Source organism: Vreelandella indica (assembly GCF_037070225.1).
GTDB lineage: Bacteria > Pseudomonadota > Gammaproteobacteria > Pseudomonadales > Halomonadaceae > Vreelandella > Vreelandella arctica.
Window position 1 is genome coordinate 1 of record NZ_JBANSO010000010.1, and the last position, 25,062, is coordinate 25,062.

A 25,062-nucleotide genomic window follows, 5' to 3' on the forward strand; every position below is an offset into this window, starting at 1 on the left:
ATGAAGTACACCTGGCTGCCCTTGAGTGCCTATCTCTCGTTTGAACGTCTACATGAAGAGGTACACCGCTTACTCGGTGGTTACGGAACTGATCACGCGATTAATTTTGAATAGGCACTTAGCAGACTCAAAACGGTTCTGAATCGCACCCAAATCAGAGCGCAGAACATCTACTTGGCTCAACGCACTATCTAAAGTTGCCAGCGGATCAGCTGTACGGCCATCTTCGTTAACTTCTTCGAAGGTTAGGTCACCAGAGTCGGTAACAAACAGGGTAGCGCCATTACCAGTTTCGCTATCGGTCACAGTGCCATCTTCACCTACATAAAGCTCTGTTTCAAAGCTTGCAGCAGTTGTGGCAGCAAAAGTACCGGCTGCTGCTTCACCATCTTGATAAGCTTGTGTTGTACCATCAGTAGTAACAGCATTCTCACCAGCGATTTCAAGATCTGTACCAAAACCTGATTGAGCATCAGTGACTGCACTAATAGCAGCGGTATCAGTACCAGTAAAAGTTGTACCATCTTCCAATGTTAGGCTGGCATTTGATAAGTTATTGGTCGCATCGGTGTCGAGTTTGGCCATCAAATTATCGACAGTCGCAGCGGTACCGCCATTACTGTTTTCTGAAAGCTCACCAGTGTCGGTAATAAACAGTGATAGTACCCTCACTATCGATCGTATTACCACCATCTAATTCATAGGTGGCGCTGATAGAGCCAGTACTCGGAACGATGGCAGCAGATATATCAGCTGAGCTACCAGTTGCAACGGTGGTAGCGTAAGTAAATCCACCTTCACCATCAGAAGTGTAAGTATTACCGGTAGCGGCAACACCAAAAGGAGTTTCACCAGCAAAAGTAACCGTATCACCTGAAGCTAACTCACCAAGTACTTGAGATCCGGTAAGCGCAGCATTTTCAGTCAGCAATACTACTACCTGCTTTTGCGTTGTCAGAAGAAGCACCGTCGATATTGAAACCTTGAAGACCTAAGGTTTCGCGATTGATTTCTTGCAAGTTAACTGTGATGGTCTCCCCATCGTTAGCGCCAACTTGAATGTTAAACTCACGATCTTCAGAAATACGATTGATTTCCGCCTGGATAGAGGTTAAATCTTTCTCGGAGTTAGTATCGTTTTGCGCTTGAACAGTAAGTTATCATTAACCTGGTTCAGGGCACCTTCAGTCGTTTGGGCAACGGAGATACCGTCATTGGCACTATTGATACGCAGGCCAGAGGACAGACGTTCCATAGAAGTCGCCAAATCATTTTGCTGGCCGATCATGGATGTGATGTTGGTATTGATCACTGACATGGTGTGAGACTCCTTGCTTTCGGCCACTGTTTGTGCCGTTATATTAATTAACGGCACCGCGAGGAGAATCTTTAGGGAAAGTCGTAAAAAAAGATGTAAAAGTAGGTAACTGAAAGGTGAGGGTTTTCATGCTTAGGCTAGGAGGCACCGAAAGTGTGGGGTTGCTTCACTGCGCGATGGCACAGCCACTCCTGAATACAGCTTCATTCTAGGCTGCAAAGGCATAAGCAGCGCTAAGCGCTGCTTTTGTGAGACGTAATACATTAAGCGGTCATTTTTATAACGAAGAAAATTGCATCTGCATCTTAAATCGGGCTGGCGGAATGCTTAGTCGCGGCCCAACTGGGCATCAAGGGCATCGAACTGCTGTGTAAGGTAGGAGCTTGTGCTGTTCATTTGCGCGATCATCACATCCAGTTGACTAAACTGGCTGCGGTAACGGGAAATGGTGCCTTCAATACTTTTTTCCATGCGCTCATAGCGGGTATCGAGGCTTTTAACGCGGTTTTCTGCGCCGGTAATGGCGCCTTTCAGCACGCCGTTATTTCCCAGCATCTGTTCGACGGAGGCACCTAACTTGCCCGCCAAGCCACCCGCATCATCTGCCCCGGCAAAGAAGTCGCTGAGCGCTTGGGGGTTATTGGCCACCAGATCGCTAAGTTTGTCGTCGTCGACTTCTAACGTGCCGTCACGCTGGAGTGAAATACCTAGCTGGCTCAAGGTAGAAAGTTCGCCACCTTCTACACCACCGGTGAGTACGCTGCGCAGGCGTGATTCAATCGTGCGCACTGTGCTGTCGCCTAACAGCTTGCCCACGGTGTCGCTTTCGGCGTCAAAGGCCGTCAACGTGCCGATGGTGCCTTTTAAATCGTTAAACGCTTTGACAAAACCGTTGATCGCTTCGCGCTGCTTTAGTGTGTCACGTTCTACCGTGACTGTACTGGTGGCGGTTTCGCCCTCAGCAATGCTGAGTTCGCCAAGGTTCAGGGTAACACCTTGAATCGCGCCTTCGATCTGGTTCTTGGCGCTTGTAATAGCGATGCCATTAACGGTTAACGCGGCATCTTGCCCTTGTTGCTTGGCACCTACTTCTGCCGCCTCACCGAATGGGCCGGTGACGGGCGCATCTGCGGCGTCTACAAAGCTAAAACTATGAATAGAAGCATCAACACCCGTTGCTTTAGAGCTTAGCGCTAACCGGTAGCCCTCCCCGTCATTGATAATAGTCGCATTAACACCGGATTCTTTATGGGCGTTAATGGCATCACGGATATCATTTAATGAGCTGTTAGCGGCTATATCAATCTCTACCGTCCCGTCCGCGCCAAGTTCACCAAAATTGAGTTTGAGCGTAGTAGCGCCTTGCAGGTCAAGCGGTTGGTCGTTGGTAGTTACACGCGCGGAGGCTAGCGTGCCAGAGGTCGCCAGTTGGCTGACTTCTACTCGATAGCTGCCCGGCAGTGCACTCGCGGTGGTGGTGGCGGTAATACCATCACCACGTACATTAGCGGAAAGGCTTTGGTAAAGTTTGGGGTCGTTAATCTTCTCCAAGGAGTCTTGAAAGGAGTTCAACGAGGTTTGGAGTTGGCCGTAAGCGGAGATTTTGGCCTGCTGCTGCTCTTTTTGAAGCGTGATGGGGGCGAGCTTGCCGCGTTCGGCTTCTTGTAGTTGATCCAACAGGCCGGTCAGGTCAAGACCCGAACCAACGCCAAGGGAGGTTATTGTCGCCATACTGGGTGTTCCTCAGTGAAAAGGCTAAACCAAAATAGAGAAGCGCATCCTTGGGCGCTTGTAAGTTGATAGTAACCTTATCGACTGAACAGAGGGCAACTTTAGCGCTTTTTCTTCCGCTAGCCGGGCTATTTTGTTTTTATCAACAAAAACGCCTGCTTACGCAGGCGTCAGAAAAGTCAATTCCTAGCGTTCAATATCAATCACGACCTAGCTGGGCGTCTAAGGCATCAAACTGCTGAGTGAGGTAGCTGCTCGTTTGGTTCATTTGCGCAATAATTCCATCCAACTGACCAAATTGCGTGCGGTAACGCGAGATGGTTTGATCAATGGATTGCTCCGTGCGGGTGTAACGTTCAACAAGCGATTCTGAGCGATTTTCCGCCCCCGTTATCGCCCCAGTAACAGTCCCGTTGGTGCTGAGCAATTGCTCAACCATCGTATTAACCTGCCCCGCCATACCGGTTTCATCGGAGCTACCAACGAAAAAGGCTGACAGCGCGTCTTGATTACTGGAAATAGCGTTATCAAGTTCGTCAGAATCGATTTCTAACGTGCCATCCGTCTGCAGTGAAATGCCGATATCACTGAGCATCGAAAACTCACCTTCCACACCACCGCTGAGCACACTACGCATGCGTGATTCAACGGTACGTACGGCGCTATCGCCTAGCAATTCGCCCGCTGCACCGGTTTCAGCATCAAAACTGGTTAACTCACCCATGGTGCCTTTCAGGTCATTGTAGGCATCCACAAAGCTAGTTACGGCTTCGCGTACGGCGAGCGTGTCCTGCTCTATTTTAACCGTGCTGTCGCCTTCTTCTTGAAGGTTCAGCGTTACGCCTTGAATCGCGCCTTCGACCTGATTATTAGGACTGGTGATTTCGATGCCGTTAACGTTTAGCACTGCGTCAGTGCCCAACTGTTGCGTCTCACCCGTATCCGCGGTGAAAGGTGCAGCTCCCTCAAAACTGAAGTTTTTAATTGATGCATCGGCGCCGGTATTGCTGGAGCTAAGCGCTAAGCGAAAGTTGGTGCCATCATTAACAATAGTAGCGGTAACGCCCGAATCTCCGCTGGCGTTGATAGTATCCCGAACCTCCTCAAGGGTGCTGCCTGCGGCTAGCGTGATATCTTTAGTGAGGTTTTCACCTTCAGCATTAACTTCAGCAAAGGTCAGGGTCAGTGTTTGATCTGCATCTGCATCAATTATAGGCGTATCGGCAGCGTCCACCCCGGTAGAGGCAAGCGTGCCGCGGGTTGCCAGGGTTTCAACGCTTACGTTGTAGCTGCCCGGCTGCGCTTCTGCATCGGCGGTAGCGGTGATCGCTTCTCCACCCACGTTGGTCGAAAGGCTCTCGTAAAGTGCGCTGTCATTGAGCGCATCAGCAGAATCTTGAAACGCTGAAAGCGCGCTTTGCAGCTGGCCGTAGGCAGAAATTTTGGTGTCCTGGGTTTCCAGTTGCCGCTCAATGGGCTCAAGTTTCTCGCGTTCGGCGTCTTGCAACTGATCCAATAAGCCGTTGAGGTCGAGGCCTGAGCCAATACCGAGTGATGAAATGGAAGCCATGCTGTACCGTCCTTTTTTATAACGTCGTGACGCTAATGCTTTTACTGCCCATGCAGAAACTCATCAATGTGTTAACTAATCTTTCGGCCATTTAACATCTAACTTAAGGATTTGTCGCTTTTGTTGCGTGTCAAAAAGTAACCGAAGGTGTAGCACTTTCTCTTAATTTCACGTTAGCCGCCTAGTCACGGCTTCTACGCCCTACCCCAATGTAACGCAGCCCTGCCTCTTGAACGGCGTCAGGCGTGTACAAATTACGCCCATCGATAACGACGTTGTCGGCTAGCTGCTCGGCTAGCCAAGTGAAGTCGACACTGCGAAACTCTTTCCACTCGGTGCAAATCACCAGGGCATCGGCGCCTTTCACGGCTTGAATCCGGTCACCCGCTAGCATCAGGTCATCCCGTTCGCCATAAATGCGGCGGCATTCGGCCATTGCTTCTGGGTCAAACGCTTGCACCTTCGCGCCCGCTTGCCAGAGCGCTTCCATTAAGGTGCGGCTTGGGGCTTCGCGCATATCATCGGTGTTGGGTTTAAACGCCAAGCCCCACACCGCGATGGTCTTGCCACTTAGATTGCCTAGGTTGTCTTGCAGTTTTGTGAATAGGGTCTGCTTTTGGCGCAAATTAACCGCTTCGACGGCGCTGAGCAGTTCCGGCGTATAGCCTAACTGGCGCGCGGCACGCTCTAACGCCTGCACATCTTTGGGGAAGCAGGAGCCGCCGTAGCCACAGCCTGGGTAAATAAAGTGGTAGCCAATACGTGGGTCGCTGCCAATGCCCCGGCGTACGTCTTCGACATCGACTTCCAGCCGTTCAGCAAGGTTGGCGATCTCGTTCATAAAGCTAATTTTGGTGGCGAGCATGGCGTTGGCCGCGTATTTGGTCAGCTCGGCGGCCCGCACGCTCATAAACATCAGTTTTTCGTGGTTGCGATTGTAGGGGGCATAGCACTCTTGCATCCGCGCTTTCACCCGCTCGCTTTCCGTGCCGACAATAATGCGTGCGCCACGGGTAAAATCTTCAATCGCCGCTCCTTCTTTCATAAACTCCGGGTTGGAGCAAACGTCAAAGGCGTGAGAGACGCCGCGCTGTTCAAGAACCTCGCTAATAGCGGCGTGGACTTTTTCGGCGGTTCCCACCGGCACGGTCGATTTATCAATCACCAGCTTGTAGCTATCCATATGCTGGCCAATGGTGCGCGCCACTTCTAACACATAGCGCAGGTCGGCACTGCCGTCTTCATCGGGCGGTGTTCCCACGGCGATAAATAACAACTCGCCCTCCGCTACGGCTTGAGCCGCATCGGTTGTAAAGCGTAAGCGCCCTGCGGCTACGTTGTGGGTAACGATAGTGCTAAGCCCTGGCTCAAAAATCGGTACGTCGCCCGCATTAAGCTGCGCAATCCGCTCGGCATTAACATCCATACAGGTAACTTGATGGCCCACATCGGCTAAACAAGCGCCCGCGACAAGGCCGACATAACCGGTTCCGAATACACTGATATGCATGACACATTGACTCGATAAGATACGTGGCAGCGAGCGTAGCACATCGGCTTGCGGTTGATGAGCGCTAGCGCACGACTGCTGCCGTAGATTATAGACCTTGGTCTAACATCGCCCTTAGTCTATAATGCGCTGCAACACGCCCCTATTGGGCTGACCGCAGGAGATCATTCGATGCCTCCAGAACTAATGTCTTTAGAGCTTAGTCTTCCCGAGCTGGCAACTGAACGCCCTCTCCAAGCGTCTCGTGGGCTGCCAACCGCTGCGAACGTTCAACGCAGCCTTCGCCAATGTTTGTCGATTGCCGCTGAACTGCTTTACGACCACGGCCATGTGCTAGAAACCATTACGCTGCCCCAGCGCGGCTTAGCCCAACGCGAGCTTGTCGCGCTTAGCGCAGCTGCGCCCACCTGGGCGACCTGCCAGCAAGTGATGGAAACGAGCGAAGCCGCCACTTTTAATGAGTATGGCCGCTTTGTATTGACCAGCCTTGGCCGCGAGCTGATGTTTGATATGTTTGGTCAGGGTGCTGCTGATTGCGCATAAAAAACCGCCCACAGCTTTCGCTTGTGGGCGGTTTTTTGCTTGGCTTATTGCTTGGGGCTTAGCGCAGGCCAAGCATTGACAGAATGAACAGCACAACGACGATCAGGCCAATAATGTAGATAATATTACGCATAGGGCACTCCTTGCTTATTGCGTTTTAGGTAAAATCAAAGGGTTGCTTACCCATGAGCCAACACCCCCATCCTAGCAGGCTTTTTCTTGTTTTGCGTAATTCCACTGCCTCCCTCTAGTCGAAAGTGACTACTCTTGTGCTATCCAAGGCGTTGGTATTTTTCGTCAAAGGCGCGCTGAATAAGCGTCTGCTGCTGGTTATCGATCTCTAATTCATGACAAAGGGTCGGCCACCCAGCAAGGGCATCAAGGGTTTGCTCAATGTAGAGATCCGGATCTAAGTACCGAAAGGGTGCGCACACCTGTTTTAGCTTCTTCCGGGTAGCCACACCTGCACCGCTGATAGAGGTGGTGTGTTCATCGGCATAACCCCGAACAGGGGCATAAGTAAGGTCATAAGCTGGCGCCAATTTCCACCGCCCCTGATCATGCAAAAAAGCGAAGTTCTTTGCGTGGTCATCGTGGTTGTGGGTTAGGGCATTGAACACCATCAGCCTCGCCATTCGCTCAACGTCTTCTGAATGACGGGTGAACGCATTAGTTGCCTTCAATAGGTCTGAATAGTCCAGCGATGGAGCGCTGTAATCAGCATAGAGAATACCGCTAGCCGTCATCATGTGAATTTTGCTATTACCATTGCGATCAAAACGCTGAGCGGAAAAGAAACGTTCGATGCCCGTTGCAGAGCTGATCTCAATCAGCCTACTCGCAGCCATTTTCACCCCAGCAAGCTCTGCCAACACTGAATAAGCGTACTCAATGGCACCAGTGTCCCGATGCTCGGTTGGTGCACGAAATTTCACTAGCCAGTGCTGGTAGCCCGCCGAAAGGTCTTTGAAAGAGGTACTGCAATGACGTCCATTAGGAGATAAAGCGACGACAACCTTGGGCCGGGCACCGGCCGGAGAACCACCAGCCAACCTTAGGACATCCAGAGTGGAGGAAGTCTCACCTTCATAGACAGCATGAGAGGCCTGATAAAGTTGTTCCAAGTCGATATTGTCTTCATCGACGGTACGCTCGAGAACGGGGCGATACTCTAGCGCTCCCATTCCCCTGTCGGCCATGTAAGCCAACCGGTCAAGAGGAGAAATGTCTCTCCGGTCTTTTTCATATTCGGCAAGAAAATAACGATCCATGAGCAGCATTCCCCAACCATCTGGCAGCGAGTCAGCAAATGCCCCCGGCAGACCAGCAAAAAGAAGTGGATCGGCCGCCTTTTGTGGTTGAGTAGTAAAATCCATATTCAAGGGCGACAAATTGAAGCCTTCCGCCACCCACTGGGGGTAATAGGCAAAGTAGATCCCCTGTCGACTAGCGACCAGTTCCCCTACTGGGTTACCTGCTAGCAGCACCTCTACGGTGTTGATCCGCTTCATTTTCGCCCCCGGGTGCGACCTGTCCGTTTGATTTCTTCAAGGGATACTGGGTGTTCATGCTTGAATAGTTCGGCAATTTGACCTGTTGCGCCCAGTGCCGTGGCAATGAGCACAAGTCCTTCTAGGGTTATTTGCCCATGAGACTCGAATCGTTTAATAGTGGACTCGGAAACACCCGCCATCTGCGCCAAAGTTCTACGGGAAAGGTTCTGCGCCAATCGGGTTGCCCGTGCGTTGGCACCGACCTGCTGGGCCAGTTCGCCAGGAGCAAGCAGAGAGTGAATCAGGGCCATAATAGCTCTCTAAATAAAGGGTCATTTATAAACTACTATATACTAAAATTGGCTATAAAAGCTCAAAAATGAGCCATTCATATAAATATTCAGTTCCAGTCACAGGCGCAGAAAGTACCACCTAACCTTAATGCTCGCGGCTATCTGTTGCGGAACCTCTTCGGCTTCTTAGCCTCGAACCCTTGCCACTTATTACTGAAGGTATTGCGATGCGCGTTACTGCTTTACTTGTTTCGTTTGCTGTTATGTCGTTGTTCGCTACTTCTGCCGCAGCAGCAAATAAACCATCAGCAACAGCACTTCAGGCACTAGACCAACAAACCAGCCTGCTTGAACGCATTCACAGCCTGGTAGTGGCCTACGATGGAGAGATTATCCATGAGCATCATCAAGGTGGGCCGGGTGTGGCATCGCCTGCCAATATTAAATCGCTGTCCAAAACCGTGCTGGCAGCGATCACTGGTGCGGCGATTGAGGCGGATATTATCGACTCCGTCGAGCAGCCCATGGTGGATTTGTTTGGTGAGCATCTTCCTAGCGGTGTTGATCCAAAAGTCAGCGAGATCACGGTGGCCCATCTACTCGCACTGCAAGCGGGGCTTGAGCGCACCTCCGGCAGTCACTATGGCGCTTGGGTAGCCAGTGACAACTGGGTTAACGATGCCATTACTCGCCCTTTTGTGGATGAACCCGGCGGGGAAATGCTCTATTCAACCGGCACCAGCCATCTGCTTTCCGCCGCGCTTACCCATGCCAGCGGCGAGACGACCCATGCGCTTGCACAACGCCTGCTGGGCGACCCGCTCAATATCACTATCCGCCCTTGGCTGCGCGACCCGCAAGGCATCTATTTTGGCGGTAATGATATGCAGCTTTCTCCACGCGCACTGATTGAGGTGGGTGAGCTATATCGCAACAATGGGTTAGTCATTGATGAGTCTGGAAATGAGCAGCGGGTTCTGCCGGAAGGCTGGGTAGAAACATCGTGGCAGCCCCGCGGCACCTCTCGCTGGACCGGCGACGGATATGGCTTCGGTTGGTTTATTACCCAGTTGGCGGGGGAAGATGTTTACTACGGGCGCGGCTATGGTGGTCAAGCGCTGTTTGTTATTCCCGAGCGTGAAATGACAGTCGTGATCACCTCAGACCCCAACCCACCCTCGCCGGGCGGGCAGTTCCAGCAGCGGCTGAATGGGCTGGTGGAGGAGCTATTGGCGCAAGACCCGCAGTAGCTCCCGGTTAAACGCCGGACACAATAAAACGCTTCAATTTATAACAGATTCATCGCGATAAAGGCGCAGGTAGCGCCAAACAGCGCAAACCCCAGCAACAGCGCCACCCCATCGCGGGCAACCAAGCCTAGCCCCAGCAACGACAGCGCCAGCCCCGCGCCGTTGGCTGAAAAGGGAATAAACTCCATGGGCGGCATGGCGAGTGCGATAAGCAGGCACACAACCGCCGTTACGCGGATACCGATATACCCGGTCAGCCACGGCAGACGAACCTTCAGCAGCCCGTCCACCCAGCGGGCGGGCTTTTTCATGTAATGAATGCCTTTATCAAACTTTTGGCGCGAAATTGAGCGCTTTAATAGCCATTTAGGCAGCCAAAACGTTTCACTACCCGCTAATAATTGCACTGACACCAGCAACACCAGCGCGGCCATCAGCGTGGGCATACCGGGTATATCGCCAATAATCGGCGTCAGGGTAATTAAGCCAGCCACCAGCAGGAGCGGCCCAAACGAGCGCCGACCTACGGCATAAACCACATCATCAACGCTGATTCGAGGAGCGTCCTGCTCCATGTTCTCTATTGAGTCAATTAGGTCCATTAAATTCGAGTCTTCATTGCGGTTATGCATCGTGGTTATTGCGCTCCTCTACGTGCAGTTTGGTGCGGATAAAATCACTGTGGCTGACATGTAGCAAATCCGCGAGGCGGCGAATGCGGTGCTCTTCTAGCGGGTCAACATTGCCGTCGGCCCAAGCCAGTTGCCACATTTGTGCCACCAGCTCACAGCGCTGGCCGTAGTTATAGTGCTCTTTAATCAGGCTAACGAACTGGTAGTGATCAACGGCCTCATCTACTTCCGCCTGAGCAAGCGACATTAGCTCTTCTACATCGCTTTCGCTTAGTCGGTAGCGCTCAATTAGCATGCTGCGCAGTGTGGCCAGCTCTTCGTCGGTGGTGTCGTAATCAGCGCGGACGATTTCACACAGCAGCGCGGCGGTGGCAAGCTCCAGCGTCAGCGTTTGGTTTTCACGCTGTTCAGGTTGCGCCAGCGTGCGCTGGAAAAAATCACTAATGGCATTCAGCATTGGGGTCTCCATTTAGCATGGTTAGTGCTGATCAAGCAGAACTTCCAAGCTATCTGCCGTCAGAATCTGCACTACCCATTCATCTAGCTGTGCGTCTGAAGCCAATGTTAGGCGCTGATCTGCCCAATCGGGCATCTCGCCAAACTTTAAGGCGATTTGCTTACGCAACGTTCCTTCCACTCCTTCATGACGCCCTTCTTGACGCTCTTTCTCTCGCTCAAAGCGCTCAACAGTGTTGACATAAGGCATGTGTTTTTCCTCCTGTATGGCGTAGACCGCCTGGACAAACTCGGACTCCAGTGCTCTCGGTAGCTGGAGCATCCAGTCGATAATATTGAACAACCGTACAATCTGTTCACGGCTGTAGCCCCGTTCATACAGCAGCCGAATGAGAGCAATCTTGACATCTTTGCGCGTAGCGCCGTCCTTCAATCGCTTGGCGTAGATCTGGGCCATCACCACCAGCGCAAAGACATTGTCGCTGGTTTCCAGCTCCGTCCAGCGAGCTTCCCAATCAATCAGTTTAGCCGTGGGGAAGGTAAAGATCAGCTCGCACCCCCAACGCTGATAGCGGAAAGTAGTGGGTCGGAAGCTATCGCGGGTATCAGCCAGCACCGCCAGGCTCACCACGTCCACCCCGTAGCGGTCACGGAGCCGGTACTGATAGGTGTACATTCGCTCAGCAAAAGCCTCCTCCGGCTCTCCCTGCACTTCAACGTGGATCAGCACCCAAGTCTCGCTGCCATCTTGTGCATAGACCTTGATCAGCTTATCAGCGTAACGCCTACCACTGTTGGCATCCGCCGTGATCTGCTGTAGCTCCTTATCGAGAAAGCTAAAGCCTTTCGCCCAATCCACTTGTTCATGAATGGCTGGGAACAATAGCGCCAAAAACTCTTGGAAGTACCCTTCCAGCGCCATCTTCCAAGGGCTGTCGTGGTCGGCGGGTCGGGAGGTATCCGCTTCGCTCATGCAAGCTCCTATTTCAACTACTCGAATCTAGCATAGAGCTCTTCTGGCTAGATATCCTTACCTCAATCCTGCTTGGTGAGCTGCTCTCTTAATTGCTTGGGCACTTGCTTAATGATCAAGCGATCCTGGGCAGCATCGTACTCAATGCTTGAACCAAGCAGGTGGGAGTCAAAACTAATCGAGACGCCGCCCGCACGCCCGGTGAAGCGGCGAAATTGGCTCAAGGTGCGCTTATCGGGGGGGATTTCCGGCGAGAGCCCGTAATCGGCGTTGCGGATATGCTCATAAAACGCTTTGGGCTGCTGTTCGTTGACCAAGCCGGAAAGTTCTTCCAGGGTCATCGGCTCGCCACGGCGCAGCTGTTCATTGGCGTAGTCCACTAGCGTGTCGGTTTTTTCACGGCTCACTTCGTCGTCGTAATCCTCTTTCTCGACATAGTCGCTAAACGCTTTTAGTAGCGTGCGGGTTTCCGCCGGGGCATCAACGCCCTCTTCCATGCCCAGTAAGGCAACCAAGCCCTCGGCGAGTTTTTTGCCGCCGCGATCTTTTAGGAACGAGACATACTGCGCACTCGGGGCATCGCTCTGCCACTGGGTAAGATTGATGCGCGCCGCCAGCGTAAGCTGGCTGGTATTGAGCTGGGCCGCGGGCACCGCGTGGTGCTCCGAATTAATGCCAATACCTTCGCGCTGGTGCACCAAGGCTATCAACAGGGTTTCCGTATCGCCCTGGCGCTGGTGGCTGATCACTAGGTAACCACTGACTGACAACTGCTCTTGAAGCTGCTTGGCCAGCCGTTCGGCCAGTGCCACAGAAAGCTCAGCAAAGCTCTGTTCATCGGCAAGATAAGCACGCAGCCACACCGCAAGCGGCCCTGCTGATTCGCCCTCGTCGGCAAAGCGCCCCCAGCCTTTGGGCTTGGTGTTGTAGGTGTCGTTCAGCGCACCGACTAGGCCCGCCATCACCGGATCATCGCTGGGCGCCGCCTGTTCCGATTGCGGGGCGGCGGTTAGGGTTAGGCGCTCACCGTCCAGCGTGGGATCAAGGCGGTGCACAATACTCTGCAGTAGCGGCATAAGAGTTGACTAACATCCTGGTTTAAAGAGAGAAATAACGGCCGAGCTTACGGTTTAAGGCGATAGCCGGTGCGGAAAATCCAGCCAATCGTGGCCAAGCAAGCGACCAGGAACAGGGTGATCATGCCAACGCTGGCCGCTAGGCTAACATCGCTAATACCGTAAAAGCTCCAGCGAAAGCCGCTCACTAGGTACACCACAGGATTGGCTAAGGTGATGGTTTGCCAAAACGGCGGCAGCATATCAATAGAGTAGAAGCTGCCGCCCAAAAAGGTCAGCGGCGTGATCACCAGCAGCGGCACCAGCTGTAGCCGGTCAAAGCCATCCGCCCATATACCAATGATAAAGCCGAGCAGGCTAAAGGTGACCGCCGTTAGCACCAGGAAGAAAAGCATCCAAAATGGATGAGCAATCTCCAGCGGCACAAAGAAGTTTGAGGTCGCCAGGATAATCAGCCCCAGCAAGATCGATTTTGAAGCTGCCGCGCCCACGTAGCCAATCACTATCTCTAAATGTGAAATAGGCGCTGAAAGCAGCTCATAAATACTGCCGGAAAACTTCGGGAAAAAGATACCGAAGGAGGCGTTGGAAACGCTTTGCGTCAGCAGCATTAGCATAATCAGACCCGGCACGATAAAGGCGCCGTAGCTAACCCCATTGACCTCACTGATCCGCGAGCCGATCGCGGCACCGAACACCACAAAATAGAGCGATGTGGAGATGACAGGCGAGACAATGCTCTGCAGTAACGTACGGCGCGTACGGGCCATTTCGGCCATATAGATGGCGCGAACGGGATGAAGGTTCATGCGCGCTCCTTAACCAAATCGACAAAAATATCTTCAAGCGAGCTTTGCCGAGTATTGAGATCTTTAAAAGTGATCCCTTCCCGCTCCAGCGCAGTTAAAAACTCTGAAATCGCGTGACCGTCCTCTTCCTGGCTGCCATCGTAGGTATAGATCAACTCAAACCCTTCAGCGGCTAAGCTTAGCTCAAAGCGTTGTAGGTTCGCAGGTATCTCTGTCAGCGGACTGTGCAAGTTCAGTATTAGCTGCTTGCTGCCTAATTTGCTCATCAAGGCGGCTTTCTCTTCCACCAACACCAGTTCACCACGATTAATGACGCCGATGCGGTCGGCCATCTCTTCGGCTTCTTCGATGTAGTGGGTGGTCAATATGATCGTCACGCCGTTATCGCGCAGTTGGCGCACGACGTCCCACATCTCGCGGCGCAGTTCAACGTCGACCCCGGCGGTGGGCTCATCCAGAAACAGAATGCGCGGCTCATGGGAGAGCGCTTTGGCGATCAGCACACGGCGTTTCATGCCGCCCGAGAGCGTCATTAGCCGGTTGTTGCGCTTATCCCAGAGCGCCAGCGATTTAAGCACTTTCTCGATATGGGCCGGATTAGGCGCTTTGCCAAACAGACCACGGCTGAAACTGACGGTGTTCCAGACGGTTTCAAACGCTTCGTTGGTCAGCTCTTGGGGCACCAATCCAATGCGTTCACGGGCCTGGCGGTAGTGGGTAATATTATCGAACCCATCCACCAGCACATGACCGGCTGTAGGATTGACCAACCCGCAGACCACGCTGATCAGCGTCGTTTTTCCTGCCCCATTGGGGCCAAGCAGGGCAAAGATTTCACCGCGCTGAATGGTTAAATCAATGTGGGTTAACGCCTGAAAGCCACCTTCGTAGGTTTTGTTCAGGGCATTAATGGTAATAATCGGGTCGTTCAAGGCGTACTCCTCACACCGCGATTGAACAACCGCGGTGCTTGACGGCCTTTTAGGCGAAATTAAGAGCGTTTGGTTAGGAAAAGTTAAGTGCGGCTGGTGATTTCTAGCAGGTGATAACCAAACTGGGTTTTCACCGGGCCGTGCACTTGGCCGACCTCGTCATTGAAGACGACCTTATCGAACTCAGGCACCATTTGACCGGGGCCAAAGCTGCCGAGGTCGCCGCCTTGGCGGCTGGAGGGGCAGCTGGAGTGCTCTTTGGCGACTTCAGCAAAATCACGGCCGTTTTCGATTTCTTTCTTGAGTGCTAGGCACTGCTCTTCGCTGCTGACTAGAATGTGGCGGGCGCTGGCTTGTGTCATCAATTGCTCCTGACTAAGTAGGTTCTGAGAATCATTCGGGGCAGTAGTTTACCACGGCTTACCCAGGGCTCCGCTATAACGCAACGCTTCACCGACACTGGCCAAGGCGCGTTCGTGAGCGCTTACCGCCACTGGCCCGCGAGCACAGCTAACGATCACCCACGGCCCTTCGGTGGTTTTCTCAACGTTGTCACGCTTGGCAATACCGGCATCGCAACTGCGCCGCTGCTGAGTGCCGGTTTTATGGGCGAAGCTTACGCCGCTGCCCAGACCCGCTTTAAGACGCCGCTTGCCAGAACTGGTTCGCTGCATCACCGCTAACAGCGTTTGCCGCTGCTCGGCGCTTAAGTCATTCATGCCGCCGTGCAGGCTAGCTAGAAGGTCGCCAAAGGCGCGTAAGGTGCCCACGTTTTCGCCGGTGGCTTCATAGGCATCAAAGGCGTGATCGTAATCAGGCTGGGTGAAAAATTCTGTGCTAACGCCTAGCGCGCGGGCCAACGCCTGAGCACGCTGGCTTACCGCATGCTGGCGCAGAGCGATAAAATCCATTCCACCAAGCGCGCGCGCATCAGGGTGAAGCTCGCCATAAACACCCTGGCGCACACCGACCAATTTTGAGATAGGCCCGATCTCGTCAGGGTTGCCGCCGCTTGCCGCGATCATGGTACGAGCGCGCTCGTTGACGGCATCCAGCCCCACTCGATCAATCAACATATCGGTAGCGGTGTTATCGCTGACGGTGATCATCTGCTCCATCAAGTAACGGATGGAGATAGGCGTACCGGGGTCGTGCCAATTGGTGGGGCCCGCGCCATCGACAAAGTCACTCTGGGCAAGCGTTAGCCGCTCATCCAGCGTCAGGGTGCCTGCCTGACGTTCGGCCAGCACTTGCGCCGCCACCGGTATTTTAATCAGCGAGGCTAAATACCAAGGGGCATCGGCACGCCAGGAAAACGCTTCGCCATTGGCAAGGTTTTGTACATAAACGCCGAGCTCGCCCTCAAAGACGCCTTCGATAGCCTTCAAGCGCACCGTTAAATCGCCCTGCCAGGGGCTCTTTTTATCTACCTCGTAGTACCAATGAGCATCGTACCCGTTTGTCTCGTCACTGTTTGCATAAGCAGGTAGAGCCAACATCAACGCTACCGCGACCAGTCCGCGTTTTATCCAGTATCGCAAACCATAAGCTCCCTAAATTATTAATCGCGCTTAACGATGGGCCGCCATCCAGCGAGTTAACCAAATCCACGCGGCGGCGCCAACTATCAACAGCCCGCCAATGCCAAGCGCCTGTGGATAGCTATACATTCCTTCGCCTTCTAGCAAAAAGCGCAGCACCAAAAAAATCATCACAATATGAAAAATAAACGCTTTAAGGGCATCTGAACCGACTATCGTCAGCGGCAAAAGTGCCTTTGCAGCTTTGGTGCCTCCGGCTAACGCCAGCGCTAACAGCACCAGCGCACCGCCCAAGCTAAACAACATGAACTCAAGCCCTGGTGGGTGTTTACCGACATTGTTGGCCACGGCGAGCATCGCCGCATCGACATCGCCACTGGCAAACGCCAATGCATAAAACCCCGCCACCATCAGCGCACCCAGCCCCAGTAGCGTAAGCACTAAGCGTCGGCGAGAGGTGGGTTCAAAATAGCAGCGGAGTAGCGCCTCGCCGATAAGCAGCCCGACTAGAATCAACGGCGCACGGTTAATTTGCCCCCAGGTGTAGTGGTCTTCATGATCCACCAATAAGGCTTTCAGAATATCGTTGCCACCAAACGTTAGACTCTGCAGCCAAATAGTCAGCGCGGCTAACACACCAATCGTCGCTAGGCGACTCCACAGCGGCGCTCGCGCCCATAGCGGCAGCATCAAAGGCACCCATAACAGCGCAATGGCGTAGAAGCCTAAGATTTCGACCCAAATCGCAAAACGCCCATAGAGCAACGCATCGACAATTTCACTGGGTGGATAGTAAGGGAGCATTTCAAAAACAGTCAGCGCTTTGTACCAAAACCATACTTCTACGGCACGTAGCCAGAGCTTTAAGCGGCGCCTTGGCCAATCGTCCCTTTGGGTATGCGAAAGAAACGCCACGGCCAGCGCGATGCCAAACACCATAATAAACAGCGATGAGGAGAATTTGGTCAGAAAATGGATCGGCACCATTCCCCAATCGGGCACATTTCGAATGCCGACGAGACCGCTAATGGCATGACTCAAGATCATCAAGCCAATGGCTATGCCACGGGCCAAATCAATCGCTTCTATACGGCCTTCAGCTTTGGGCAGTTGGGGCTTTTCTGTCCAGTTCAGAGGCATCCAATTCAGCGGCATCGAAACATCCTTGTAGGGGCAAGGATCAAATCATTACGCAAAACGAGGCGTTACACCATAGCGAGGCTTCTCCTAAACCCCACCCCGCATCTACCGTTAGTTCCTGGCCGGTAATAGCCTAGCTTTCGGCGCTGGCTAAAACAGCACGCGCGCATCCCCCTGAAAGCTGCGCTCTGCATGGCGCTAAACGCAAAATGCCCCGCTAGGGCGGGGCATTTGAGACTTATCATGGGTATTTGAGGAATTACACTTTTAAATAAATAGCATTGCAACAAATAACAGATCGAATCTTTATTGGATTCATCTAAAACAATTGCTGCTAATAATATCCTCAAAACCTATAACAAAGTCTTATTCTTCATCATCATCTTCATCAAGATCAGGCTGGCCACGCGTTCCGGTATCTACGTCAGTTTGCCCGCCAGTACCAGGAATAGGTTCGTCGTCGCCTTCATCGCCAGTGGAAACCTCTACACCTTGCTCATCTAGATCAGATTGCTGGCGAGTCCCTGTTTTCGGTTCGTCCACATCGTGACCGATGGTAGGATCTTGGTCTGAGCCTTCTTCAAATTCAGAAGAATTCGTTAAACCTTCCTCATTATTTATATCAGTTTCTTGCGTAGTACCAATTTTCGGCTCGTCTTCATCCTGCATCTCTGCAAAAGCTAACGGGCTGGCCATCAAAGCAAAAGATACGCCTAGAATGCCTAGTTTTTTGAAAGAATCCTTCTTCATCATGATACCTTCTCCTATTTGGCTTCACTTGCAAGGTAAGATTTAACTTACTCTACCTGTACAGAAGTTAAACTAGTAGATGAATCTGTATCGGTCAAGCGATAGTAGGTAGTAATTTAAAATTTCCATCACCTACCACAGTCGATATGTCACCACTAACAGCATGAGATAAATACTCACTGTAGTAACTCATCAAGTAGCCATCCACTCCTTTCTTAACGCCAAGATTATTTACATCATTGCCTGCATTTTCACCTAACCCCAGCCAGCATCTACCGTCAATGCCTGGCCTGAGATTGCCTGGCTTTCGTTGCTGGCTAAAAACAGTACGGCAGGTGCGATATGCTGGGGCTCAAGGCGTATTTTTAGGCACTGGCGCTCTTGAATGGTGATTTCGTCCTCGGGACTAATCCACTTTTCGAGCTGACGTTCGGTCATCACCGCGCCGGGCACCAGCGTATTAACGCGGATATTATGCTCACCCAGGTCGCGTGCCAGGCTGCGGGTTAAGCCGTGCACCGCCGCTTTGGCCGTTACATAAGCGGGCAAACCACCCAGCGCCATTTGCACGCTAACCGAGCCAAAATTGATGATCGAACCACCACCCGCTTGCATCATCTGTTCAGCGGCTGCTTGAGCAGCAAAGAACATCGGCCGCAGATTGAGCGACATGCGCTCATCCCAATAGGCAACATCCACATCCTGCCAGGCGTGGCGGTCATCACTAGCCGCATTGTTAATCAGGGTATGTATTGGCCCGAGGTGCTGCCCGGTCTCGGCGATGACCTGCTGTAGGCTTGCTACGTCGCGAATATCACAGTGATGAAAGCGCGGCGCTTCGCCTGTCTCGACGCGGAGCTCTTCGACCAGCGCCTCACTCGCTTCATCGTCGATATCGACAAATACCACCCGTGAGCCCTGATGATGAAAGGCGCGTGTAAGCGAAGCCCCGATGCCACTGCCACCGCCGGTAATAAAGACCACCCGCTGCTCAAGGCTCGCATAGCGCGCTGAAGGTTGGTTCATAGGTGTCTCTCTTCCATTTATTGTTATTGCCGAAGACCTTTTCTACATATCCACCCACTGCCCACCGGCGGCGGACGACGCCAGGGCGCGGGTAATGAATGTCAAACCATCGACACCATCGGTGACGCCGGGCGTTGGCATCGCCAATGCGTGGGCACTTTCCCCGCGTTGATGGGCATGGATTTGCACAGCGAAATCACGATAGAGTTGAGCAAAGGCTTCGAGATAGCCTTCCGGATGCCCTGGTGGAATACGCGCGGCTGCCAAGGCGGCATCCCCCAGGCCGGGGCCGTTGCGAGTCAATAGCCGCGTGGGCTCACCCAGTGGTGAGTGCATTAGCTGGTTGGGATTTTCCTGGCGCCAGGCAAGGCCACCCTTGCTGCCATAAACGCGCAGTTGCAGACCGTTTTCGTTGCCCGGCGCGACCTGGCTCGACCACAGCATGCCCCGCGCGCCGCCCTTGAAGCGCAGCAGCATATGTACGTTGTCATCCAATGCTCGCCCTTCGACAAAGGTGTGCATATCGGCGGCGAGTGATTCCAGTTGCAACCCTGTGACATAACGCGCCAGGTGATACGCATGAGTGCCGATATCCCCTAAACAACCCGCCGGGCCGCTGCGTTTGGGGTCGGTGCGCCACTCAGCCTGCTTGACGCCGCTCTCTTCTAAGCGGGTGGAGAGCCAATCTTGCGGGTACTCCACCTGGACGACGCGAAGATCTCCCAGCTCACCATTGGCCACCATCTCGCGCGCTTGGCGAACCAACGAGTAGCCGGAGTAGTTATGGGTCAAGCCGAAGAACAGCCCCTTTCTTTCCACCAGCTCGGCCAGGGTTTGCGCCTCGTCCAGGGTGATCGTCATTGGCTTATCGCAGATCACGTGAAAACCCGCTTCCAAAAAGGTGCGCGCTACGTCGAAGTGCACATGGTTGGGGGTCACAATGGCGACCACATCGATGCCATCCGATCGCTTGCGCTCCGCTTCGGCCATGGTTTGGTAGTCGGGATAAGCGCGATCTGCGGCCACGTGCAGTTCTGCGGCCGCGGCCCGGCTGCGCTCGGGGTCCGAGGCAAAAGCCCCGGCCACCAGTTCATAGTGGTCATCCAGCCGTGCGGCGATGCGGTGTACCCCGCCGATAAACGCTCCCTGGCCACCGCCGACCATGCCCAGGCGCAGCCGACGCGGCGTGTCGTGTTGAGTGCTCATGTCGTGTTGCTCTCCGCTGTCGTTGAATTAATGGCATTTAATTAATTGAGGCACGTTATTAAACACCGAGGATGCGGCGATTGGCGGCTTGGTCGGAGCCGCCGCCGGCGAAGTCATCAAACGCCCGCTCGGTTACCTCAATAATGTGGTCGCGAATAAAGATTGCGCCTTCCCGGGCACCGACTTCCGGATGCTTCAGGCAGCACTCCCACTCCAGCACCGCCCAACCGTGGTAGTCGTTGGCCGCCATCCAGGAGAAGATCGACTTGAAGTCGATTTGACCATCGCCCAGGGAGCGAAAACGCCCTGCGCGCTCCGTCCACGACTGATAACCCGAGTAAACGCCCTGTTTGGGGCTGGGATTAAACTCGGCATCTTTAACATGAAACATCTGAATGTGATCGCGATATACATCCAGAAAACCACGGTAGTCGAGCTGCTGCAGGATCAGGTGGCTGGGGTCGTAAAGGATGTGACAGCGCGGGTGGTTGCCGACCCGCTCGAGAAACATCTCAAAGGTAATGCCGTCGTGGAGATCTTCGCCAGGATGAATCTCGTAGCAGAGGTTAACCCCTGCCTCGTCAAAGGCGTCCAAGATCGGGCGCCAGCGTTTCGCCAGCTCATCGAACGCGGTTTCGATCAATCCTGCCGGGCGCTGGGGCCAGGGATAGATGAACGGCCACGCCAGCGATCCAGAAAAGGTGCCGTGGTCGGTGAGGCCGAGGTTTTGCGATGCCTTGGCGGCCAGCTTGAGCTGATCAACTGCCCAGGCCTGGCGCGCCTTGGGATTACCGCGCACTTCGGGTACCGCAAAGCCGTCGAACATCTCATCGTAAGCGGGATGCACGGCGACTAACTGACCCTGAAGGTGGGTGGAGAGTTCGGTGAGCGCCAGCCCGTGTTCGGCCAGAGTACCTTTGATCTCGTCGCAGTAGGTGCGGCTCTCGGCGGCACGCTTGAGATCGATCATGCGTGCATCCCAGCTGGGGATCTGCACGCCTTTATAACCCAGCCCCGACGCCCAGGCGGCAATGCTGTCGAGGCTATTAAAGGGGGCTTCATCACCGGCAAACTGGGCGAGAAAGAGCGCTGGCCCTTTGATGGTTTTCATAGGACTCTCTCAGTGAAATCTAAATGGCGTGAGTAGAGGAACGCGGGCGACTTCACCCGCGCTTTAGGTCAGATCAGAACGGCGAGTCGGGGAAGTAGTACTGCTCGGCGTTCTCCTCGGTGATCAGCGGCGAGCCCAGAATGTACTCACCCAATACCGGGCCATTGGAGACAAAGTGCTGCACGGTAAGATCCATGGCCGTGGCGATCATGGCGGGCGGATAAAGCACGTCCACCGGGACCAGCTCGTCGCCTTCCATGACCCGCTTGATGATGTCCTTCATGCCCGCGCCACCAACGATAAACAGCTCGTCTTCACGATCTGCCTGGCGCACGGCTTCAATGACCCCTAGCGCGATATCGTCATCCTGGGCCCAGACTGCGTCGATATTATCGAAGCGAGACAGGTAGTCCTGCATGACTTCAAAGCCATCGTCGCGGTTCCAGTTGGCGTGCTGCATATCGAGAATATTGACGTTGGAACCTTCGATCGCTTCCTGGAAGCCTTGCACGCGCTCATCGTCGATCACCGTGGGAATGCCGCGCAGCACGACAATGTCGCCTTCATCATCAAGGCGTTCGCGGATGTACTCGCCGGACACGCGGCCTAACTCATGATTGTTGCCCGCCACATAGAGATCCTGGATTCCCTCTTCAGTCAGCCCCCGATCCACCACGGTAACGAACACCCCGGACTCTTTAACCCGGCGTACCGGATCGGTCAGCGGGCCAGACTCAAACGGCAGCACCACCAGCGCGTCGATGTTGCGCAGCGATACCAAGTCCTCTAGGTCATTGGCCTGCTCGCCAGCGGTGCCCGCGGTGGAGATGGTGATTTCAATATCGGGATAGAGCTCTTCAAGGCGTTTTTTGGCCTCTTCGGCGTGGTAGTTAACGCCGCCTGTCCAACCATGAGTGGCGGCCGGGATGGAAACACCGATGGTATACTCCTGGGCAACGGCGGCGCCGGAAAGCCCTATCGCTGAAGTAAGTGCTGCGGTAGTGACGCAGGCCTTCACTGCTGTCTTGATGCTTCGCATGGTGATGCTCCTTTCGTGTTTGTACTTGTTATGTTTCGCTGCTTGTCATTGATGTTGCGCTATTAGTGAGTGTGTTTATGGTCCTGTTTTCCTCCACGATGCACGCTGCAGATAGACCGCCACAATAATAATGATCCCTTGCACCGTGCCGTTGAGATAGTTGGAAATGGCATCGGTCAGATTAAGAATATTGCCAATCATGGTGAGCATGATGGCGCCCACCACCGTGCCCCATATGCGCCCATGCCCACCCTTCAGCATGGTGCCGCCAATAATCACCGCGGCAATCGCTTCAAGCTCCCAGAGCACCCCGGTAGCCCCCGAGGCAGAACCCAAACGCGGCACATAAATAATCGTTGCTAGCGCCACACACACGCCTTGCAGCATGTAGGTCAGGGTTTTCACGCGATCCACATGGATGGCACTGTATTCGGCGACCTTTTCATTAGAGCCGATGGCAAAGCAGTAGCGACCAAAGCGCGTATGGTTGAGCAAGATGTAGCCGATGACGGCCACTGCCAAAAATACCCACACAGGTATGGTGATGCCCAAAAAGCTGCCGTAGTACACCGGGCGGTAGATATCGCGCACGGCCCAATCCAGCGTCAGCGTTCCGCCATCAGAAAGGTAGGTCACCAGCGAACGGTAAATCCCCATGGTGCCAAGGGTGACAATAAACGCTTCGATCTTGCCTTTCGTCGTCACAATGCCGTTGATAAAGCCTGCGCAAATCCCCAGCAACAACGAAGCGCCAATACCCAGCAGTATGGTGGTCCACCCCGCGCCGAACTGCTCGACGAGGCTATTCATCAGAATAATCATCACTCCGGCAATAAAGGCCGCCATGGCCCCCACCGAAAGGTCCAACCCACCGGCGGTAATCACAAAAGTGGCGCCAATGGCGATAATGCCGATAAAGGCACTGCGGGTGAGCATGTTCGAAAGGTTATCCAGCCCCAGAAACGCCGGGTTAATCAGCACGCCGAGTAGCCCTAAAGCCACCAGCGCCACAAACGGCCCCCAGGTTTTCAGGTCAATCGCGAAGCCTTTTTGAGTAATCATTTTATTCGCTGCTTTATTAGTCGTTTTGTTATTAGCCATGACACTGCTCATCGACCCCTGCTCCTTTAATACCGGATGCGTACTGCATGATTTCTTCTTCATTAATTTGCTCGCCTTCAAGTACGCCAGTGAGCACGCCGGCACACATCACTGCCACTCGATGGGATAGACCAATCAGCTCACCCATCTCCGACGAGATCAGAATCACCGAGCAGCCTGAATCCGTTAACTCGCGGATAAAGTGATAAATCTGGTGCTTGGTACCCACATCGATGCCCCGCGTCGGCTCATTGATAATCACAATTTCCGGGTCGATAGACATCACCTTGGCGAGCAGCAGCTTTTGCTGGTTGCCGCCGGAGAGCTCAGCGGCGGTGCGTGCAGCGGTGCGCAGTCGAATATCGAAGCGCTCAATCGCCTGTTGAAAGGCTTGCTCTTCACGGCGATGATCAATCAGCGGGTGGCAGTGAGCGCGCAAGTTGAGCAAGGTAACGTTGGAGCGCAGATCCATGTTGAGCACCAGACCTTTGCCCTTGCGATCCTCGGTGAGATAGGCAATCCGCTGATGTACCGCATCGCGAAGATGGCGCAACACCACCGGCTGCCCGTTGCGCAGCACTTGACCGGCACTTTTACTACGCAGACCTAGCACGGCTTCAAGCAGCGCGGTTCGCCCGGCCCCCACGATGCCACCAAACCCCAATACTTCTCCCCGGCGCAGGGTAAAGCTGGCCTGTTTAACGGCGCCGGGCACCACCATATTCCGCGCTTCCAGCACCACCGGCGCATCGTCAGGAAGCTGCGTGCGCGGTGGGTACATGTCCGTGATTTCACGCCCCACCATCAGTCGCGCCAATTCCTCTTTGCTACGCCCGGCCATGGAGCCGCTATCCACCAAATGGCCGTCGCGCAGCACCGTCACGCGGTCGGCAATCTGCTCAATTTCACGCAGCTTGTGGGAGATATACAGAATCGCCACGCCCCGCTGGCGCAAACGGTCGATGAGTGCGAACAGCACTTTTACTTCATTTTCCGTGAGGGTCGCGGTGGGTTCGTCCATAATCAGCACGCGCACATCGCGGGTGATCGCCTTGGCGATTTCCACCATCTGCTGGTCTGAGGTGCTGAGATCTTTCACTCGAGCGCGTGGATCGACGTCGGTTTCGAGTTCTGTCAGCGCCTCACGGCTACGCTCCCGCATGGCTCGCCGATCCAGAAAAAGCCCCCGGCGCAGTTCGCGACCCAGGAAGATGTTCTCCTCCACGCTGAGCTGTTCAGCCAACGCTAGCTCTTGATGGATCATCACCACACCGTCGGCTTCCGCCTCACCACTGGAGCGGTAATGCCGTTGGCGGCCGTCCACCAACACGTCGCCAGATGTCGCGCTAAGGTAGCCGGCCAGAATTTTGACCAGCGTCGATTTTCCAGCGCCGTTCTCACCCAACAGGGCATGCACTTCACCTGCCTGAAGGTCGAGATCAACGTCGAATAAGACCTGGTTTTCGCCAAACGAGCGACAGAGTTTGCGCGCTGATAAGAGCATGGAGCCACCTGTTGTTACTGTTGTTATTATGCGTTTAAGGCTTACCAATATTATTTAT

Annotated in this window: 26 protein-coding genes and 1 pseudogene; 3 read left to right on the top strand and 24 right to left on the bottom strand. The window is 53.9% G+C overall.

Annotated elements, in window-relative coordinates:
• Positions 1–114: pseudogene (locus V8L71_RS08605) on the top strand (IS630-like element ISHsp2 family transposase); the annotation flags it as partial.
• Here the strand turns inward: V8L71_RS08605 and V8L71_RS08610 are convergent.
• The 6 genes from V8L71_RS08610 to V8L71_RS08635 form a co-directional block, all read right to left on the bottom strand.
• Positions 70–672 carry a hypothetical protein gene (locus V8L71_RS08610; protein ID WP_144408559.1) on the bottom strand — a complete coding sequence of 201 codons (603 nt, stop codon included), beginning with the start codon at positions 670–672 and terminating at the stop codon, positions 70–72. The pseudogene V8L71_RS08605 and the gene V8L71_RS08610 overlap by 45 nt on opposite strands.
• Positions 635–931, bottom strand: a complete 297-nt coding sequence (locus tag V8L71_RS08615) for a hypothetical protein (protein ID WP_035561509.1) — start codon at positions 929–931, stop codon at positions 635–637. The genes V8L71_RS08610 and V8L71_RS08615 overlap by 38 nt, the downstream gene beginning before the upstream one ends.
• A 180-nt stretch (positions 932–1,111) precedes the next feature.
• Positions 1,112–1,318: a hypothetical protein gene (locus V8L71_RS08620; protein WP_052703724.1), complete on the bottom strand. Its 207-nt coding sequence runs from the start codon at positions 1,316–1,318 to the stop codon at positions 1,112–1,114.
• Positions 1,319–1,645: 327 nt separating this feature from the next.
• The gene (fliD, locus tag V8L71_RS08625) at positions 1,646–3,049 is read right to left on the bottom strand and encodes a flagellar filament capping protein FliD (protein WP_035561506.1); all 1,404 of its coding nucleotides are present in this window, start codon (positions 3,047–3,049) and stop codon (positions 1,646–1,648) included.
• A 199-nt stretch (positions 3,050–3,248) separates the two neighbouring features.
• Positions 3,249–4,619, bottom strand: coding sequence for a flagellar filament capping protein FliD (gene fliD, locus V8L71_RS08630; RefSeq protein WP_035561503.1), 1,371 nt, complete (start codon positions 4,617–4,619; stop codon positions 3,249–3,251).
• 181 nt (positions 4,620–4,800) lie between these two features.
• Complete coding sequence (locus V8L71_RS08635; protein WP_035561500.1) at positions 4,801–6,129, bottom strand: UDP-glucose dehydrogenase family protein; 1,329 nt, start codon at positions 6,127–6,129, stop codon at positions 4,801–4,803.
• A gap of 171 nt (positions 6,130–6,300) precedes the next feature.
• Here V8L71_RS08635 and V8L71_RS08640 point away from each other — a divergent pair, with 171 nt between their 5' ends.
• The gene (locus tag V8L71_RS08640; RefSeq protein ID WP_235272503.1) at positions 6,301–6,672 is read left to right on the top strand and encodes a hypothetical protein; all 372 of its coding nucleotides are present in this window, start codon (positions 6,301–6,303) and stop codon (positions 6,670–6,672) included.
• Positions 6,673–6,944: 272 nt separating this feature from the next.
• Here V8L71_RS08640 and V8L71_RS08645 read toward each other — a convergent pair whose 3' ends face one another.
• Both V8L71_RS08645 and V8L71_RS08650 read right to left on the bottom strand, forming a co-directional pair.
• Complete coding sequence (locus V8L71_RS08645) at positions 6,945–8,183, bottom strand: type II toxin-antitoxin system HipA family toxin (protein ID WP_035561497.1); 1,239 nt, start codon at positions 8,181–8,183, stop codon at positions 6,945–6,947.
• Positions 8,180–8,476, bottom strand: a complete 297-nt coding sequence (locus tag V8L71_RS08650) for a helix-turn-helix domain-containing protein (protein ID WP_035561493.1) — start codon at positions 8,474–8,476, stop codon at positions 8,180–8,182. The genes V8L71_RS08645 and V8L71_RS08650 overlap by 4 nt, the downstream gene beginning before the upstream one ends.
• A 209-nt stretch (positions 8,477–8,685) precedes the next feature.
• Between V8L71_RS08650 and V8L71_RS08655 the strand changes: the two genes are divergently transcribed.
• Positions 8,686–9,708 carry a serine hydrolase domain-containing protein gene (locus tag V8L71_RS08655; protein ID WP_035561490.1) on the top strand — a complete coding sequence of 341 codons (1,023 nt, stop codon included), beginning with the start codon at positions 8,686–8,688 and terminating at the stop codon, positions 9,706–9,708.
• A 38-nt stretch (positions 9,709–9,746) separates the two neighbouring features.
• On the opposite strand, the gene V8L71_RS08660 is transcribed toward V8L71_RS08655, so the two are convergent.
• From V8L71_RS08660 to V8L71_RS08735, 16 genes are all read right to left on the bottom strand, one after another.
• Complete coding sequence (locus V8L71_RS08660; RefSeq protein ID WP_035561488.1) at positions 9,747–10,340, bottom strand: exopolysaccharide biosynthesis protein; 594 nt, start codon at positions 10,338–10,340, stop codon at positions 9,747–9,749.
• Positions 10,333–10,797, bottom strand: coding sequence for a tellurite resistance TerB family protein (locus V8L71_RS08665; protein WP_035561485.1), 465 nt, complete (start codon positions 10,795–10,797; stop codon positions 10,333–10,335). The genes V8L71_RS08660 and V8L71_RS08665 overlap by 8 nt, the downstream gene beginning before the upstream one ends.
• A gap of 21 nt (positions 10,798–10,818) precedes the next feature.
• A complete protein-coding gene (locus V8L71_RS08670; RefSeq protein ID WP_035561483.1) occupies positions 10,819–11,769 on the bottom strand; it encodes an RpnC/YadD family protein in 951 nt (316 codons plus the stop codon).
• A gap of 62 nt (positions 11,770–11,831) precedes the next feature.
• Positions 11,832–12,845 carry a nucleoid-associated protein gene (locus V8L71_RS08675; protein WP_035561479.1) on the bottom strand — a complete coding sequence of 338 codons (1,014 nt, stop codon included), beginning with the start codon at positions 12,843–12,845 and terminating at the stop codon, positions 11,832–11,834.
• A 47-nt stretch (positions 12,846–12,892) separates the two neighbouring features.
• Complete coding sequence (locus tag V8L71_RS08680; RefSeq protein WP_008959452.1) at positions 12,893–13,654, bottom strand: ABC transporter permease; 762 nt, start codon at positions 13,652–13,654, stop codon at positions 12,893–12,895.
• On the bottom strand, positions 13,651–14,586 hold the full coding sequence (locus tag V8L71_RS08685; RefSeq protein WP_035561476.1) for an ABC transporter ATP-binding protein: 936 nt from the start codon (positions 14,584–14,586) through the stop codon (positions 13,651–13,653). Before V8L71_RS08685 ends, V8L71_RS08680 begins: the two co-directional genes overlap by 4 nt.
• 83 nt (positions 14,587–14,669) lie before the next feature.
• Positions 14,670–14,951, bottom strand: coding sequence for a peptidylprolyl isomerase (locus V8L71_RS08690; RefSeq protein WP_144408558.1), 282 nt, complete (start codon positions 14,949–14,951; stop codon positions 14,670–14,672).
• 45 nt (positions 14,952–14,996) lie between these two features.
• Complete coding sequence (locus tag V8L71_RS08695; protein ID WP_045812227.1) at positions 14,997–16,085, bottom strand: serine hydrolase; 1,089 nt, start codon at positions 16,083–16,085, stop codon at positions 14,997–14,999.
• Between the two features lie 72 nt (positions 16,086–16,157).
• Positions 16,158–17,282, bottom strand: coding sequence for a heparan-alpha-glucosaminide N-acetyltransferase domain-containing protein (locus V8L71_RS08700; RefSeq protein WP_035561470.1), 1,125 nt, complete (start codon positions 17,280–17,282; stop codon positions 16,158–16,160).
• Between the two features lie 351 nt (positions 17,283–17,633).
• Positions 17,634–18,020, bottom strand: coding sequence for a hypothetical protein (locus tag V8L71_RS08705; protein WP_035561467.1), 387 nt, complete (start codon positions 18,018–18,020; stop codon positions 17,634–17,636).
• A gap of 252 nt (positions 18,021–18,272) precedes the next feature.
• Positions 18,273–19,043: an SDR family NAD(P)-dependent oxidoreductase gene (locus tag V8L71_RS08710; RefSeq protein WP_035561463.1), complete on the bottom strand. Its 771-nt coding sequence runs from the start codon at positions 19,041–19,043 to the stop codon at positions 18,273–18,275.
• A 42-nt stretch (positions 19,044–19,085) separates the two neighbouring features.
• Positions 19,086–20,249, bottom strand: a complete 1,164-nt coding sequence (locus tag V8L71_RS08715; protein WP_035561460.1) for a Gfo/Idh/MocA family protein — start codon at positions 20,247–20,249, stop codon at positions 19,086–19,088.
• 58 nt (positions 20,250–20,307) lie between these two features.
• Complete coding sequence (locus V8L71_RS08720) at positions 20,308–21,360, bottom strand: sugar phosphate isomerase/epimerase family protein (RefSeq protein ID WP_035561456.1); 1,053 nt, start codon at positions 21,358–21,360, stop codon at positions 20,308–20,310.
• 73 nt (positions 21,361–21,433) lie between these two features.
• Entirely contained in the window at positions 21,434–22,399 is a 966-nt protein-coding gene (locus V8L71_RS08725) for an ABC transporter substrate-binding protein (RefSeq protein ID WP_035561454.1), read from the bottom strand.
• Positions 22,400–22,474: 75 nt separating this feature from the next.
• Entirely contained in the window at positions 22,475–23,500 is a 1,026-nt protein-coding gene (locus V8L71_RS08730; protein ID WP_035561643.1) for an ABC transporter permease, read from the bottom strand.
• Complete coding sequence (locus V8L71_RS08735; protein WP_035561451.1) at positions 23,493–25,004, bottom strand: sugar ABC transporter ATP-binding protein; 1,512 nt, start codon at positions 25,002–25,004, stop codon at positions 23,493–23,495. Before V8L71_RS08735 ends, V8L71_RS08730 begins: the two co-directional genes overlap by 8 nt.
• Positions 25,005–25,062: the final 58 nt, after the last annotated feature.

Excerpts from the sequence above, each read along its gene's own strand:
- V8L71_RS08695 (WP_045812227.1), bottom strand. The coding sequence starts at position 16,085 with ATGTTGGCTCTACCTGCTTATGCAAACAGTGACGAGACAAACGGGTAC.
- V8L71_RS08650 (WP_035561493.1), bottom strand. The coding sequence starts at position 8,476 with ATGGCCCTGATTCACTCTCTGCTTGCTCCTGGCGAACTGGCCCAGCAG.
- V8L71_RS08700 (WP_035561470.1), bottom strand. The coding sequence starts at position 17,282 with ATGCCGCTGAATTGGATGCCTCTGAACTGGACAGAAAAGCCCCAACTG.
- V8L71_RS08710 (WP_035561463.1), bottom strand. The coding sequence starts at position 19,043 with ATGAACCAACCTTCAGCGCGCTATGCGAGCCTTGAGCAGCGGGTGGTC.
- V8L71_RS08660 (WP_035561488.1), bottom strand. The coding sequence starts at position 10,340 with ATGCATAACCGCAATGAAGACTCGAATTTAATGGACCTAATTGACTCA.
- V8L71_RS08645 (WP_035561497.1), bottom strand. The coding sequence starts at position 8,183 with ATGAAGCGGATCAACACCGTAGAGGTGCTGCTAGCAGGTAACCCAGTA.
- fliD (WP_035561506.1), bottom strand. The coding sequence starts at position 3,049 with ATGGCGACAATAACCTCCCTTGGCGTTGGTTCGGGTCTTGACCTGACC.
- V8L71_RS08655 (WP_035561490.1), top strand. The coding sequence starts at position 8,686 with ATGCGCGTTACTGCTTTACTTGTTTCGTTTGCTGTTATGTCGTTGTTC.
- V8L71_RS08620 (WP_052703724.1), bottom strand. The coding sequence starts at position 1,318 with ATGTCAGTGATCAATACCAACATCACATCCATGATCGGCCAGCAAAAT.
- V8L71_RS08735 (WP_035561451.1), bottom strand. The coding sequence starts at position 25,004 with ATGCTCTTATCAGCGCGCAAACTCTGTCGCTCGTTTGGCGAAAACCAG.
- V8L71_RS08730 (WP_035561643.1), bottom strand. The coding sequence starts at position 23,500 with ATGGCTAATAACAAAACGACTAATAAAGCAGCGAATAAAATGATTACT.
- V8L71_RS08705 (WP_035561467.1), bottom strand. The coding sequence starts at position 18,020 with ATGATGAAGAAGGATTCTTTCAAAAAACTAGGCATTCTAGGCGTATCT.
- fliD (WP_035561503.1), bottom strand. The coding sequence starts at position 4,619 with ATGGCTTCCATTTCATCACTCGGTATTGGCTCAGGCCTCGACCTCAAC.
- V8L71_RS08675 (WP_035561479.1), bottom strand. The coding sequence starts at position 12,845 with ATGCCGCTACTGCAGAGTATTGTGCACCGCCTTGATCCCACGCTGGAC.
- V8L71_RS08720 (WP_035561456.1), bottom strand. The coding sequence starts at position 21,360 with ATGAAAACCATCAAAGGGCCAGCGCTCTTTCTCGCCCAGTTTGCCGGT.
- V8L71_RS08670 (WP_035561483.1), bottom strand. The coding sequence starts at position 11,769 with ATGAGCGAAGCGGATACCTCCCGACCCGCCGACCACGACAGCCCTTGG.
- V8L71_RS08640 (WP_235272503.1), top strand. The coding sequence starts at position 6,301 with ATGCCTCCAGAACTAATGTCTTTAGAGCTTAGTCTTCCCGAGCTGGCA.
- V8L71_RS08635 (WP_035561500.1), bottom strand. The coding sequence starts at position 6,129 with ATGCATATCAGTGTATTCGGAACCGGTTATGTCGGCCTTGTCGCGGGC.
- V8L71_RS08725 (WP_035561454.1), bottom strand. The coding sequence starts at position 22,399 with ATGCGAAGCATCAAGACAGCAGTGAAGGCCTGCGTCACTACCGCAGCA.
- V8L71_RS08665 (WP_035561485.1), bottom strand. The coding sequence starts at position 10,797 with ATGCTGAATGCCATTAGTGATTTTTTCCAGCGCACGCTGGCGCAACCT.
- V8L71_RS08680 (WP_008959452.1), bottom strand. The coding sequence starts at position 13,654 with ATGAACCTTCATCCCGTTCGCGCCATCTATATGGCCGAAATGGCCCGT.
- V8L71_RS08715 (WP_035561460.1), bottom strand. The coding sequence starts at position 20,249 with ATGAGCACTCAACACGACACGCCGCGTCGGCTGCGCCTGGGCATGGTC.